The organism is Pseudomonas sp. MF08875, assembly GCF_059862525.1.
In genome coordinates this window covers 48,547-62,014 of record NZ_JCBCUW010000030.1, presented here as the reverse complement: position 1 = coordinate 62,014, position 13,468 = coordinate 48,547, and the positions used below count along the sequence as shown (strand labels likewise).

Genomic DNA, 13,468 nt, shown 5'->3' with positions numbered 1-13,468 from the left:
CACAGTTGAACGGTGGCGTGGAGGGGATTTTCATTTTTCCCCTGTGGGAGCGAGCCTGCTCGCGATGGCGGCGGGCCTGCCCAGGTTTACTGCCCGCTACGCAGCATATCCCGCGGCACATACTTGCCGATCTCGAACTTGCCGATGGCGGCGCGGTGCACTTCGTCCGGGCCGTCGGCCAGGCGCAGGGTGCGTTGCATGGCGTACATGTAGGCCAGCGGGAAGTCATTGGACACCCCGGCGCCACCGTGGATCTGGATGGCGCGGTCGATCACTTTCAGGGCCACGTTGGGCGCCACGACTTTGATTTGGGCGATTTCGCTTTTCGCCACTTTGTTGCCCACGGTGTCCATCATGTACGCCGCCTTGAGGGTCAAGAGGCGGGCCATGTCGATCTCCATCCGCGAGTCGGCGATCTTGTCGATATTGCCGCCCAGGCGGGCCAACGGCTTGCCGAACGCGGTGCGGCTAACCGCACGCTTGCACATCAATTCCAGGGCCCGTTCGGCCATGCCGATGGAGCGCATGCAGTGGTGGATACGGCCCGGGCCCAGGCGCCCCTGGGCAATTTCAAAGCCCCGGCCCTCGCCCAGCAGCACGTTCTCGTAAGGCACCCGCACGTTGTCGAACAGCACCTCGGCGTGGCCGTGGGGCGCGTCGTCGTAGCCGAACACCGGCAGCGGGCGGACAATTTTCACCCCGGGGGCGTCCACCGGCACGAGGATCATCGAGTGCTGCTGGTGGCGCGGCGCGTCCGGGTTACTCAGGCCCATGAAAATCATGATCTTGCAGCGCGGGTCGCACGCGCCCGAGGTCCACCATTTTTTGCCGTTGATGACCCACTCGTCGCCATCGCGCACGGCGCGGGCGGCCATGTTGGTGGCATCCGAAGACGCCACGTCCGGTTCGGTCATGGCGAAGGCCGAGCGGATTTCACCGCGCAGCAAAGGTTCGAGCCAGCGCTGCTTCTGTTCTTCGTTGGCGTAGCGCACCAACACTTCCATGTTGCCGGTGTCCGGCGCCGAGCAGTTGAACGGCTCCGGGCCCAGCAGGGAGCGGCCCATGATTTCCGCCAGCGGCGCGTACTCAAGGTTGGTCAGGCCAGCGCCCCGGTCCGACTCGGGCAAGAACAGGTTCCACAGGCCTTCGGCCTTGGCCTTGAGCTTGAGTTCTTCCATGATTGCCGTCGGCTGCCAGCGGTCGCCTTCGGCCACCTGGCGCTCAAACACCGCCTCGGCGGGGTAAACATAGGCGTCCATGAACGCGGTAACGCGCTCACGCAGTTCCTGAACCTTGGGGGAGTAAGAAAAATCCATGGGCGGCTACCTTTTCAAGGGTGGTGTTGAGGTCATGAAATCGATGCTAGGGCAGCTACGAAAATTTACCTAACCTATTCTCGGCGTGTATTAACATTCATCACCGATATATAGTCGGTTGATTGAATCCTAAAAATAAGAGTGCAGCGCAATGAATCTGAGCAAGGTCGACCTCAACCTTTTCATCGTCTTCGACGCGATCTACACCGAAGCCAACCTCACCCGCGCCGGGCAGATCGTTGGCATCACCCAGCCTGCGGTGTCCAACGCCCTGGCGCGTTTGCGCGAAACCTTCAACGACCCGTTGTTCGTGCGTACCGCCCAAGGCATGGTGCCCACACCCATGGCGCAGAACATCATCGGCCCGGTGCGCAACGCACTGTCGCTGCTGCGGGTGTCGGTGCAGGAAAGCCGCATCTTCAACCCCTTGCAGGCCGCCAAGACCTACCGCATCAGCATGACCGACCTCACCGAGGCGGTGATCCTGCCGCCGCTGTTCCAACGCCTGCGGCGCCTGGCGCCGACCGTCATCATCGAGAGTTTTTTGTCCAAGCGCCGCGAAACCACCAAGGAACTGGCTGCCGGGCGCCTGGATTTCGCCGTGGATGCGCCGCTCAACACCGACCCCCAGGTGCGCCACGTCAAGCTGATGGAAGACCGCTACGTGTGCGCCATGCGCAAGGGCCATGCACTGGCGGCCAAGGAAAAGTTCACCCTCGATGACTACCTGTCCCTGACCCACGTACACATCTCCAGCCGCCGCAACGGCTTGGGCCATGTTGACCTGGCGCTGGGCAAAATGGGCATCCAGCGCAAGATCGCCCTGCGCTCCCAGCATTACCTGATGGCCTCCCAGGTGCTGCACCAGACCGACATGGTCATGACCGTGCCCGAGCGCTTCGCCCGCCGCCACGACCTGCATTCGTTCAGCCTGCCGATCAATGACGTGCCAGCGGTGGAAACCCACCTCTACTGGCACGAAAGCACCGACCAGGACCCGGCCAACCGCTGGATGCGCGAACAGATGATCGAGTTGTGCCAGCAAGTCACCGCCCATGAAAAGAAACTCGATAAAGCTTGAGCCTTTAGCTGTTGCAGGCAGGCTTGACGTATACGTCAACCGCGAATTAGCTTAGCCGCAGGTTTTTTCCCAGAGCGTGCCCATGAGCAGCCAGACGTACAGCATCTCCGACCTCGCCCGCGAGCTCGACATCACCACCCGCGCCATCCGCTTCTATGAAGAACAAGGCCTACTCGCCCCCGAGCGCCGTGGCCAGGAGCGCATTTACTCGCCCCGCGACAAAGTCAGCCTCAAGCTGATTTTGCGGGGCAAGCGCATCGGCTTTTCCCTGGCCGAGTGCCGCGAGCTGATCGAGCTCTACGACCCCAGCGGCGGTAACACCAAGCAGCTGCACAGCATGCTGGCCAAGATCACCGAACGCCGCGAGCAACTGGAGCAACAGATGCTCGACATCGAACAGATGAAATTGGAACTGGACACCGCCGAAGAGCGCTGTACCCAGGCCCTGGAACAAACCCTCAAGAACCAGCAAGAGGTGCAGCCATGACCTTGCCCCAACAGGTACGCCTGGTCGAAGTCGGCCCGCGCGACGGTTTGCAGAACGAAGCCCAGCCCATCAGCGTCGCCGACAAGGTGCGCCTGGTGGACGCCCTGAGTGACGCCGGGCTTGGCTATATAGAAGTGGGCAGTTTCGTCTCGCCCAAGTGGGTGCCGCAAATGGCCGGCTCGGCCGAGGTGTTTGCACAGATCCGCCGCCAACCGGGCGTTACCTATGCCGCCCTGGCGCCGAACCTGCGCGGCTTTGAAGATGCGGTGGCGGCCGGGGTCAAGGAAGTGGCGGTGTTCGCCGCGGCCTCCGAGTCGTTCTCCCAGCGCAATATCAACTGCTCCATCAGCGACAGCCTGGCACGCTTCGCGCCCATCATGGACGCCGCCAAGCGCCAGGGCATCCGCGTGCGCGGCTATGTGTCCTGCGTGCTGGGCTGCCCTTACGAGGGCGACGTCGCCCCCGAGCAAGTGGCGCTGGTGGCCCGCGAGTTGTACGCCATGGGCTGCTATGAAGTGTCCCTGGGCGACACCATCGGCACCGGCACCGCAGGGGCCACACGACGGATGTTCGACGTGGTCGGCGCCCAGGTCCCGCGCGACAAGTTGGCCGGGCACTTCCACGACACCTACGGCCAGGCCATGGCCAACCTCTACGCCAGCCTGCTCGAAGGCATCGCGGTGTTCGACAGCTCCATCGCCGGCCTCGGCGGCTGCCCGTACGCCAAGGGCGCCAGCGGCAACGTGGCCACGGAAGACGTGCTGTACCTGCTCAATGGCTTGGGGATCGAAACGGGCGTGGACTTGGAGCGTTTGCTGGTGGCCGGCCAGCAGATTTGCACAGTACTGGGGCGCCCCACCGGTTCGCGGGTGGCCAAGGCCCGTAGCGCGGTGTAGGCCCGCACACCCCGCCCAACCCATGTCCAAGTGTTACCGCCCCCGCTTACGCGGGGCGCAAGCGAGTAACACGGAAACACCACCCTCAAAAAAAGCTGAACGTTTTTTCCGACAAAAAACCCAAGCCATTGATTTAAAAGGCTTTTAAAAAGTTGGCACGGGTTCTGCTATCTCTATCGCACAACAAAAATAAAAAAAGCGGCAAACCTAATAAAAATAAGACGTAACGACTCTGACATAACAAAAACAACACGGCAGAGACGCAGCTAACAGATTTTTTTGGAGAAGGTGTGCTTTCAGGGGGCTGCTCGCAGCGACCCGCAACCGGGCAGAGAACAATAAAACTACCCTCAGGTAGCTCCCGAACTGGTTGGTTCGTTCAACGAAAAAGCAGATCAGCGCTCAAAAAAATACGTTTGCTCTTGACCCCGGATGGGGGTCGCCCAAAACAGCAACAAGGGCAACGGTTGCCAATAACAACAACAGACCGCCCCTCAATAATAAAAAAGAGCACGTCACGACAAATTAAAGGGGAGCCTCGGCTCCCCTTTGTGCTGTCTGGGGTTCTTGGAATGCAGCGGATCTTGAGCGCGAGCGCGCCTGCTCGCGATGGGGCCAGTAAAGCCCAGGCATCCTTACCTGCTGGCCTGGCGCAATCGCGAGCAGGCTCGCTCCCACCGTAGCCACCCACTACTTGCGTCTACTCGGGCTTACTCCCCTTCAATTCCTCGATGCTGATTTCGCGCATGCGAAATTTCTGGATCTTGCCGGTGACGGTCATGGGGAATTCATCCACGAACTTGAAGTGGCGCGGCATCTTGAAGTGGGCAATGTGGCGCTTGCACCAGGTTTGCAGCTCCAGTTCGTTGGCGCAGTGGCCGGGGTGGAACTTGATCCAGGCAACGATTTCCTCGCCGTACTTGCTGTCGGGGATGCCGACGATCTGCACATCCGCCACCGCCGGGTGGGTAAAGAAAAACTCCTCCAGCTCACGGGGGTAAATGTTCTCGCCGCCGCGAATAATCATGTCTTTGTTGCGCCCGGCGATGCACACGTAGCCCTGCTCGTTCATGGTCGCCAGATCGCCGGTGTGCATCCAGCCTGCCGGGTCGATGGCCTCGCTGGTGGCCTGGGGGTCGTTCCAGTAGCCGAGCATCACGCTGTAACCGCGGGTGCAGAGTTCGCCGATCTGGCCGCGGGCCAGGGTGTTGCCAGTAGCGTCGATGATCTTGCTTTCCAATTGCGCCTGGGTGCGGCCCACGGTGGTCACCCGCAGCTCCAAGTCATCATCGGGGCCGGTCTGCAACGACACCGGGCTGGTCTCGGTCATGCCATAGGCGATCTGCACTTCGCTCATATGCATTTCGCTGATAACCCGGCGCATCACTTCGATGGGGCACGTGGCCCCGGCCATGATCCCGGTGCGCAGGCTCGACAGGTCGAACGCCTGGCGCCGGGGTTCGTCGAGCATGGCGATAAACATGGTCGGCACGCCGTACAGGGCCGTCGCCCGCTCCTCGGCCACGGTGGCCAGGGTCAGCAACGGGTCGAAGGCGTCGTTGGGGTAGATCATGGTGGTGCCGTGGGTGATGCAGCCCAGGTTGCCCATGACCATGCCAAAGCAGTGGTACAGCGGCACCGGGATCACCAGGCGATCGGCGGCGCTCAGGCCCAGGCTTTCGCCCACCATGTAGCCGTTATTGAGGATGTTGTAGTGGCTCAGGGTCGCGCCCTTGGGGAACCCCGTAGTGCCGGAGGTGTACTGGATATTCACGGCCTGGTCGAAATGCAGGCTGTGTTGGCGTTCGTGCAGTTGCGCCGCAGTCACCGCCTCGCCCAGCGCCGTCAGTTGCGACCAAGGCAGGAACCCCGACGGCGGCTGCGCCTGCAGGCTGATGACCCCTTGCAAGTGCGGCAAGCGCTCGCTTTGCAGCAGGCCGATGGATTGCTCGGCCAACTCCGGCACCAGCGCTTGCAGCATGGCGTGGTAATCGCTGCTCTTGAACGCCCCGGCGCACACCAGCCATTGGCAGGCGGACTGCTTCAACACGTATTCCAATTCGCTGCTGCGGTAGGCCGGGTTGATATTGACCAGAATCACGCCGATCTTGGCGCTGGCGAACTGGCTGATGCACCACTGCGCGCAGTTGGGCGCCCAGATGCCGAGGCGGTCGCCCGGGCGCATGCCCAGGGCCATCAACGCCCGCGCATGCAGATCGACCGCGTGCGCCAACTGCGCCCAGGTGTAACGCAACTGCTGGTGGCGCACCACCAGGGCCTCCCCCTCGGGGTAACGGGCAACCGTGTTGTCGAAGGCCTGACCGATGGTCTGGGCGAGCAAGGCTTTTTCCTGGGAGCCGCGGCTGTAGCTCTGGCTTGGGTGCACACCTAGTTGATCCATGACGACCCCTATTGTCTTTTTTTGGCGGGATGGACGGGGAGCGCTGAGCTCCACACAAAGCGCCCTTACTCTCGCGCAAGTTGACGTTAACGTAAAGGTCGGGACGGAAAATTCTCCAGCAGTGCGTTGTAAAGCGACCGACGGCAAGGGGACTCAGGCGTTGCCGGCTGACGACATTGACGCCGGCCTAGAAATCCCAGCGCGTAGTGAGCATCACGTTGCGCGGGTCGCCGTAGTACGACGCGTTGAAAAAGCCAATGTTGGTCATGTACTTCTTGTCGAACGCGTTGTTGACGTTGAGGGTGGCCGAGAGGTTTTCGCTGACCTGGTAGCGGGCCATCAGGTCCACCAGCCAGTACGCTTCCTGGCTGTACTTCTCCTGCGTGCCCTTGCCGTAGTTGCTCAGGATGCGCCAACCCTGCGCCTGCCAGCGCGCGCCGCCGCCCAAGGTCAGTTGGTCGAGGGCGCCGTGGAGTTTGTAGCGGGTGTACACATTCAACTGGTCCTCGGGTTCGAAGGTGGCCACTTTGGCACCGCTTTCGTCGCGGCTGATCTTGTGGGTGTAGCCGCCCTGCAATTGCCAGCCCGGCGCCAGTTCCCCGGAGATTTCCGCCTCGAACCCCTTGGTCTTGGACTTGATGCCCATCACCGCATAATCGATCACGTCGTAGTTGGGATTGGCGTTGTATTCGGTGTCTTCTTCGGCGCGGTTTTCTTCGTGCACCTCGAAGTACGCCAGGCTGGAATTGAGCCGCCCGTCAAAGAATTCACCCTTGATACCGACCTCGTAGTTCTTGCCTTCGTTAGGGTCCAGCGGCTTGTTGTTACGGTCGCGGTTGTCCCGTTGGGGCAGGAAGATCTCGGTGTAGCTGGTGTACAGCGAGAAGTTGTCGTTGAGGTCATAGACCAGCCCGGCATAGGGCACGACCTTGCCGCTTTTCTGGACGTCGGAGGTGCCGGTCACCTGGAAGTTGGCCACCCGCGCGCCCAGCAGCAGCGACAAGTCATCGGCCAGGCTGAAGCGCCCGGTGAGGTAGCCGGCGCTCTGGCGTGTGGTTTCGTCGTTGTAGCGCGACACTTTGCTCCAGTCCGGCTCGCGGCCGTCGCCGTCCCAGTTGAAATAGTCGTAGGCGTTGCCGACCTGGATGGCATCGGTGAAGTTCTTGCCGGTCCAGTGGGAGGTGGACAGCGAGGTGCCCACCACCAATTGGTGTTCACGCCCCAACAGGTCGAACGGCCCGGAAACGTACAGGTCGCCGCTGTTGCTGACGGTTTCGCCGGTGTACTTGCGCGACAGCAGCGAGGCGATGCCGGTGTCGGCGTTGGGCGGCATCAGCGCGCCCAGCGGTGCGTTGTAGCCGTTGATCTGGTGGTTGTACTGGCCCTTGGCGACCCAACCGTTGGCAAAGCTGTGCTCCAGGGTGGCAAATGCGGTACGCGTGTACTGCGACCAGTTGCTGAAGTGGGCGCCGTTGTTGTAGGACCGCGGCGTGCTGATGCGGTTGCCCTTGGAGTCGTACAGCGCGGCGCTGCCGGACCAGCTCGAACCCTGCGGGTCGGTGTCCTGGTAATCGCCGCCCAGGGTCAGCAGGGTGTCGGGGCTCAGGTCCACTTCGAGAATGCCGTAGAACACGCTGGTCTGGCGCTGGTAGTGGTCCATGAACGAATGCTTGTCCGAATAGGCCGCCACGGCGCGGCCACGCACATTGCCGGTTTCGCTCAGCGGGCCGCTGACATCCAGTTGCGAACGGTAGTTGTCCCAGGAGCCGGCGCCCAGTTCCACACTGGCCTTGAACGTGTGGGTCGGTTTTTTGCGCACCAGGTTGATAACCCCGCCCGGGCCGCCCGCCCCGGCGAGCAGGCCCGGGGCGCCCTTGAGCACTTCCACGCGGTCATAGATGGCCATGTCGCTTTGGGTCTGGCCGGCGGAGTACTGCGGGTCCTGCAGGGTGGGGATGCCGTCGTACTGGAAGTTCTGGATGGCGAAACCGCGGGAGTAATAGCTGGTGCGGTCGCTGTCGTAGGCGGTCACGGTGATGCCTGGCGTGTGGCGCATCACGTCATCGATGGAGGTCAGGCCGAAGTCGTCCATGGCCTGGCGGGTCACCACCGAGATCGACTGCGGGGTTTCCCGCGGCGTAAGCACCAGGCGCGTGGCGGTGGCGATACTGCCGGTGGTGTACGAGCCCGAGCCTTCGGTGATGGTGCCCAACTGGTTGGCGCTGACCTGGGTGGCGCCCAGTTCCAGGGCCGTGCCGGAGGTGGGTGCCGCTTGCAGCAAATAGCCATTGGCGCCCTGCACCACCTCGTAGCCGCTGCCCTGCAACAAGGCTGCGAAGCCCTCCTCCACCGGGTAACGGCCGTGCAGGCCCTGGCTGCTCAAGCCACCAAGGTTGTGGGACTGGAACAGGATCGCCACGCCCGCTTGCTGGGCGAAGCGGTTCAGCGTATTGCTCAGCGGCCCCGCCGGGATGTCGAATGGTTGAGCAACCGCTTGGCTGGCCTGGGCCCAATTGACACTTAGGGCGCCCGCCGCCGTGGCGGCAACCAGGTGGATGGCTAGCGCCAGCGGACGCAGGTTCGAGGAAGGGGTCGGCATGGTGAAGGCAGTCCTTTATTCGGTTATGTACCTCCCTTGACGGGCAACCCGAAAAAAAGCGGAAGCAATGCGAATAATTATTTTTCAGCACCTGGCGACGGCTTCACCCACAACAGCCAGGGCGTGAATTGGCGCACCTGCACCGGCAAGCTCTCGGCGATCAGTTGCAACGCCCGGTCGGTGTCGTCCAGGGGCAGCACGGCCGACACCCGCAGGTGCGCCAGGGCAGCGCGGTCGAACTGCACCCGGCCGTGGCGGTGGCGGGCCAATTCATCCAGCACCTCGGGCAGCGGGCGGTCGTCCACCACCAGTTGATGGCGGCGCCAGGCTTCGTCGATGCTGCGCGGGTCGATCGCACCCAGGCGTTGCACGCCATCGGCGCGGATCAACGCCTGCCCTCCCGCTGCCACTTCCAGGGTTTGCCGCGCGTCCAGGCTCTGCGCGGCCACGCGCGAGTGGAGCATGGTCAACACGGTGGTGTCCTGGTCGCGGCGCACCACAAAACGGGTGCCCAGGGCGCGCATCGTGCCTTGGGCGGTCTGCACGATAAACGGCCGCGCAGCGTCAGGGGCCACCTCCACCAGCACCTCGCCCTGGAGCAATTCGATGCGCCGCTGCTGGCCGTCGAAGTGCAGGTTCACCGCGCTGGCGCCATTGAGCACCAGGGTGGACTGATCCTCCAGGCGCACGGTTTTCCAGTCGGTGGGGCCGCTGCTCAAGTCCGCCGTCCAACGGCCAGGGTAGGAACTGTTGAGTAGCAGCATCGCCGGCACCACCAGGCACGCGGCCAACGCCCAGTGGCGCATGGCACGCTGGCGCACCGCCCGCTTGCCGCTGCCGGCGAACGCCGCGCTGAGCCCGGCCTTGGCCGCCGCCGGGCGGCCGCGCAAGGCTTGCATGCGCCCCACCACTTCCTGCATCCGCGCCGCCGCCGCCGCGTGTTGCGGGCCTTGCTGTTGCCAGCACTCGAACGCCGCCCGCTGTTCTTCGCTCAGCGGCCCTTCATGCAGGCGCAGCATCCATTCGGCAGCCTGCTCGTCGATCTGTTGGCGCGAAGACATGGGCATAGCGCGCTCAAACATCCAGGCTGTGGCTGCAATGCAGCAGTGCTTGAATCAGGTACTTGCGCACCGTGCGTTCGGACAGCCGCAACTGGCTGGCAATCTGCCGTTGGGTCAGGTCGTCCAGGTAATACAGCACAAACGCCTGGCGGGGTTTTTCCGCCAGGCCTTCGAGCAGGAAGGCGATCTGCTCCAGGGCTTGCAGGGTGGCATGGAGCTGTTCCGGCGACTGGAAGCCTTGCAGGGTATCGACGGTCAGCATCAGTTCCTGCAGGTAAGCACTCTCGATCTGCCTGCGCCGCGCCTGGTCGATCATCAGCCGCCGCGCAGTGGTGCTCAGGTAAGCCCGGGGCTCGCGAATGGCCCCCACCGACTCGCGGGTAGCGAGAATCCGCGCAAAGGTGTCCTGTGCCACGTCGGCGGCATTGTGGGCACAACCCAACTTGCGCCGCAGCCAGCCCAGCAGCCAACCGTGGTGCTCGCTGTAGAGGTCGTGAATCACGCGCTGATACGGCGGCTCGACGAGGGGCATAGGAATTGGCTCAAAAGTTATTAAGAATCATTGCTAATGGTAAGGAGAAGTGTCCGCACAAAGCAAGGCACAACACTGGCAGGTTGCCTTCATGGGCCAGCAGCCGATTGACAGTCTGCAGGCTCAGGTTTACGTTAACGTAAAGGTGAGAGCGAGTCCCGCGCCCTTCCCGCCCGACAAAAACATCAAAAGGTGACCCATGAGCTACCCCTCCCTGAATTTCGCCCTGGGCGAAACCCTCGACATGCTGCGCGATCAGGTCCAGTCCTTCGTTGCCAAAGAAATCGCCCCGCGTGCGGCGCAGATCGACATCGACAACCTGTTCCCCGCCGACCTGTGGCGCAAGTTCGGGGACATGGGCCTGCTGGGCATCACCGTGCCTGAGGAATACGGCGGCGCGGGCCTGGGCTACCTGGCCCACGTGGTGGCCATGGAAGAAATCAGCCGCGGTTCGGCCTCGGTCGCGCTGTCCTACGGCGCCCACTCCAACCTGTGCGTAAACCAGATCAACCGCAACGGCACCCACGAACAGAAAGCCAAGTACCTGCCCAAGCTCATCAGCGGCGAGCACGTCGGCGCCCTGGCCATGAGCGAGCCCAACGCCGGCTCCGACGTGGTGTCGATGAAGCTGCGCGCTGACAAACGCGGCGACCACTACGTGCTCAACGGCAGCAAGACCTGGATCACCAATGGCCCCGACGCCAACACCTACGTGATCTACGCCAAGACCGACCTGGACAAGGGCGCCCACGGCATCACCGCGTTCATCGTCGAGCGCGACTGGAAGGGCTTTAGCCGCAGCAACAAGTTCGACAAGCTCGGCATGCGCGGTTCCAACACCTGCGAGCTGTTCTTCGATGACGTGCCCGTGCCCGAGGAAAACATCCTCGGCGTGCTCAATGGCGGCGTGAAAGTGCTGATGAGCGGCCTGGACTACGAGCGCGTGGTGCTCTCCGGCGGCCCCACCGGCATCATGCAGGCCTGCATGGACCTGATCGTGCCCTACATCCACGACCGCAAGCAGTTCGGCCAGAGCATCGGCGAATTCCAGCTGATCCAAGGCAAAGTCGCCGACATGTACACCCAGCTCAACGCCAGCCGCGCCTACCTGTACGCAGTGGCCCAGGCCTGCGAGCGCGGCGAGACCACGCGCAAGGACGCCGCCGGGGTGATCCTCTACAGCGCCGAGCGCGCCACCCAAATGGCCCTGGACGCCATCCAGATCCTGGGCGGCAACGGCTACATCAACGAATTCCCCGCCGGGCGCCTGCTGCGCGACGCCAAGCTCTACGAAATCGGCGCCGGCACCAGCGAAATCCGCCGCATGCTCATCGGGCGCGAACTCTTCAACGAAACGAAATAAGGGCAGCGGCAAGGGGTGAGCGACAAGCTGCAAGCCACCCGCAGCAGCCCTACGCTCTTGCCGCTTAAAGCTTGCCGCTTGCCGCTTGCCGCTATGACGGAGTCATCCATGCATTTGCATTCCCAGCTCAATCCCCGTTCGGCGGATTTCGCCGCCAACAGCGCGGCCATGCTTGAACAGGTCGCAGCCCTGCGCACACTGCTTGAGTCGATCCGCCAAGGCGGCGGCGCCAAGGCCCAGGAGCGCCACACCTCGCGGGGCAAACTGTTGCCCCGCGAACGCATCAATCGCCTGCTCGACCCCGGTTCGCCCTTCTTGGAGCTGAGCCAACTGGCGGCCCATGAGGTGTACGGCGAAGACGTGCCAGCAGCGGGCGTGATCGCCGGCATCGGCCGTGTCGAAGGCGTCGAGTGCATGATCGTGGCCAACGACGCCACGGTGAAGGGCGGGTCCTACTACCCGCTGACAGTGAAAAAACACCTGCGCGCCCAGACCATCGCCCAGCAGAATCGCCTGCCGTGCATTTACCTGGTGGACTCCGGCGGCGCCAACCTGCCGCGCCAGGACGAAGTCTTTCCCGACCGCGAACACTTCGGGCGGATCTTCTTCAACCAAGCCAACATGAGCGCCCAGGGCATCCCGCAGATCGCCGTGGTCATGGGCTCCTGCACCGCGGGCGGCGCCTATGTGCCGGCCATGGCCGACGAAGCCATCATGGTGCGCGAGCAGGCGACGATCTTTCTCGCCGGCCCGCCGCTGGTCAAAGCCGCCACCGGCGAGGTGGTGAGCGCCGAGGATTTGGGCGGTGCCGACGTGCATTGCCGCACTTCCGGGGTGGCCGACCACTACGCACAAAACGACGAACATGCCCTGGCCCTGGCCCGGCGCAGCGTCGCCAACCTTAACTGGCGCAAATTGGGCCAGGTGCAGCAACGCACGCCCATCGCGCCGCTGTACGCCAGCGATGAGTTGTACGGCGTGGTGCCGGCGGACGCCAAGCAGCCTTTCGACGTGCGCGAAGTGATCGCACGCCTGGTGGACGGCTCGGTGTTCGATGAATTCAAGGCCTTGTTCGGCACCACCCTGGTGTGCGGCTTCGCCCACCTGCACGGTTACCCCATCGCGATCCTGGGCAACAACGGCATCCTCTTCGCCGAAGCCGCGCAAAAAGGCGCGCACTTCATCGAACTGGCCTGCCAGCGCGGCATCCCGTTGCTGTTTTTGCAGAACATCACCGGTTTCATGGTTGGCCAGAAGTACGAGGCCGGCGGCATCGCCAAGCACGGCGCCAAACTGGTGACAGCCGTGGCCTGCGCCCAGGTGCCCAAGTTCACCGTCATCATCGGCGGCAGTTTTGGCGCCGGGAACTACGGGATGTGCGGGCGCGCCTACGACCCGCGCTTTTTGTGGATGTGGCCCAACGCGCGCATCGGCGTGATGGGCGCCGAACAAGCCGCCGGCGTGCTGGTGCAGGTCAAGCGCGAACAGGCCGAGCGTAGCGGCCAGGCGTTCAGCGCCGCCCAGGAACACGAGATCAAACAACCGATCCTCGACCAGTACGAACACCAGGGGCACCCGTACTACTCCAGCGCCCGCCTGTGGGACGACGGCGTCATCGACCCCGCGCAAACCCGCGACGTGCTGGGCCTGGCCCTATCCGCCGCGCTGAACGCGCCTATCGAACCGAGCCGCTTTGGCGTGTTCCGGATGTGATCGCTCCCGTGGCAGGCGC

At 63.3% G+C, this 13,468-nt stretch carries 10 protein-coding genes; 5 read left to right on the top strand and 5 right to left on the bottom strand.

Features of this window, described 5'->3' with window-relative positions; genetic code table 11:
- Positions 1-86 precede the first annotated feature (86 nt).
- Complete coding sequence (locus AC19YT_RS18035; RefSeq protein ID WP_095109992.1) at positions 87-1,316, bottom strand: acyl-CoA dehydrogenase; 1,230 nt, start codon at positions 1,314-1,316, stop codon at positions 87-89.
- 151 nt (positions 1,317-1,467) lie between these two features.
- Here AC19YT_RS18035 and AC19YT_RS18030 point away from each other — a divergent pair, with 151 nt between their 5' ends.
- The 3 genes from AC19YT_RS18030 (at position 1,468) to AC19YT_RS18020 (ending at position 3,780) form a co-directional block, all read left to right on the top strand.
- Complete coding sequence (locus tag AC19YT_RS18030) at positions 1,468-2,397, top strand: LysR family transcriptional regulator (protein ID WP_500610746.1); 930 nt, start codon at positions 1,468-1,470, stop codon at positions 2,395-2,397.
- A gap of 82 nt (positions 2,398-2,479) precedes the next feature.
- Positions 2,480-2,884 carry a MerR family transcriptional regulator gene (locus tag AC19YT_RS18025; RefSeq protein WP_095109994.1) on the top strand — a complete coding sequence of 135 codons (405 nt, stop codon included), beginning with the start codon at positions 2,480-2,482 and terminating at the stop codon, positions 2,882-2,884.
- On the top strand, positions 2,881-3,780 hold the full coding sequence (locus tag AC19YT_RS18020; protein WP_095109995.1) for a hydroxymethylglutaryl-CoA lyase: 900 nt from the start codon (positions 2,881-2,883) through the stop codon (positions 3,778-3,780). Before AC19YT_RS18025 ends, AC19YT_RS18020 begins: the two co-directional genes overlap by 4 nt.
- A 700-nt stretch (positions 3,781-4,480) precedes the next feature.
- Here AC19YT_RS18020 and AC19YT_RS18015 read toward each other — a convergent pair.
- The 4 genes from AC19YT_RS18015 to AC19YT_RS18000 form a co-directional block, all read right to left on the bottom strand.
- The gene (locus AC19YT_RS18015; RefSeq protein ID WP_500610745.1) at positions 4,481-6,181 is read right to left on the bottom strand and encodes an AMP-binding protein; all 1,701 of its coding nucleotides are present in this window, start codon (positions 6,179-6,181) and stop codon (positions 4,481-4,483) included.
- Positions 6,182-6,368: 187 nt separating this feature from the next.
- Complete coding sequence (locus tag AC19YT_RS18010) at positions 6,369-8,780, bottom strand: TonB-dependent siderophore receptor (RefSeq protein WP_500610744.1); 2,412 nt, start codon at positions 8,778-8,780, stop codon at positions 6,369-6,371.
- A gap of 77 nt (positions 8,781-8,857) precedes the next feature.
- A complete protein-coding gene (locus AC19YT_RS18005; RefSeq protein ID WP_500610743.1) occupies positions 8,858-9,847 on the bottom strand; it encodes a FecR family protein in 990 nt (329 codons plus the stop codon).
- Between the two features lie 7 nt (positions 9,848-9,854).
- Positions 9,855-10,373 carry a sigma-70 family RNA polymerase sigma factor gene (locus tag AC19YT_RS18000; protein WP_095109999.1) on the bottom strand — a complete coding sequence of 173 codons (519 nt, stop codon included), beginning with the start codon at positions 10,371-10,373 and terminating at the stop codon, positions 9,855-9,857.
- A gap of 199 nt (positions 10,374-10,572) precedes the next feature.
- Between AC19YT_RS18000 and AC19YT_RS17995 the strand changes: the two genes are divergently transcribed.
- Both AC19YT_RS17995 and AC19YT_RS17990 read left to right on the top strand, forming a co-directional pair.
- On the top strand, positions 10,573-11,736 hold the full coding sequence (locus AC19YT_RS17995; RefSeq protein WP_500599086.1) for an isovaleryl-CoA dehydrogenase: 1,164 nt from the start codon (positions 10,573-10,575) through the stop codon (positions 11,734-11,736).
- 108 nt (positions 11,737-11,844) lie between these two features.
- Positions 11,845-13,449 (top strand): carboxyl transferase domain-containing protein, encoded by a 1,605-nt coding sequence (locus tag AC19YT_RS17990; protein WP_095110001.1) that lies wholly within the window; start codon positions 11,845-11,847, stop codon positions 13,447-13,449.
- The last annotated feature ends 19 nt before the right edge of the window (positions 13,450-13,468 follow it).

Bases quoted from the DNA above. Each gene is read 5' to 3' on its own strand.
- AC19YT_RS18035 (WP_095109992.1), bottom strand. From the start codon at position 1,316: ATGGATTTTTCTTACTCCCCCAAGGTTCAGGAACTGCGTGAGCGCGTT.
- AC19YT_RS18030 (WP_500610746.1), top strand. From the start codon at position 1,468: ATGAATCTGAGCAAGGTCGACCTCAACCTTTTCATCGTCTTCGACGCG.
- AC19YT_RS18025 (WP_095109994.1), top strand. From the start codon at position 2,480: ATGAGCAGCCAGACGTACAGCATCTCCGACCTCGCCCGCGAGCTCGAC.
- AC19YT_RS18020 (WP_095109995.1), top strand. From the start codon at position 2,881: ATGACCTTGCCCCAACAGGTACGCCTGGTCGAAGTCGGCCCGCGCGAC.
- AC19YT_RS18015 (WP_500610745.1), bottom strand. From the start codon at position 6,181: ATGGATCAACTAGGTGTGCACCCAAGCCAGAGCTACAGCCGCGGCTCC.
- AC19YT_RS18010 (WP_500610744.1), bottom strand. From the start codon at position 8,780: ATGCCGACCCCTTCCTCGAACCTGCGTCCGCTGGCGCTAGCCATCCAC.
- AC19YT_RS18005 (WP_500610743.1), bottom strand. From the start codon at position 9,847: ATGCCCATGTCTTCGCGCCAACAGATCGACGAGCAGGCTGCCGAATGG.
- AC19YT_RS18000 (WP_095109999.1), bottom strand. From the start codon at position 10,373: ATGCCCCTCGTCGAGCCGCCGTATCAGCGCGTGATTCACGACCTCTAC.
- AC19YT_RS17995 (WP_500599086.1), top strand. From the start codon at position 10,573: ATGAGCTACCCCTCCCTGAATTTCGCCCTGGGCGAAACCCTCGACATG.
- AC19YT_RS17990 (WP_095110001.1), top strand. From the start codon at position 11,845: ATGCATTTGCATTCCCAGCTCAATCCCCGTTCGGCGGATTTCGCCGCC.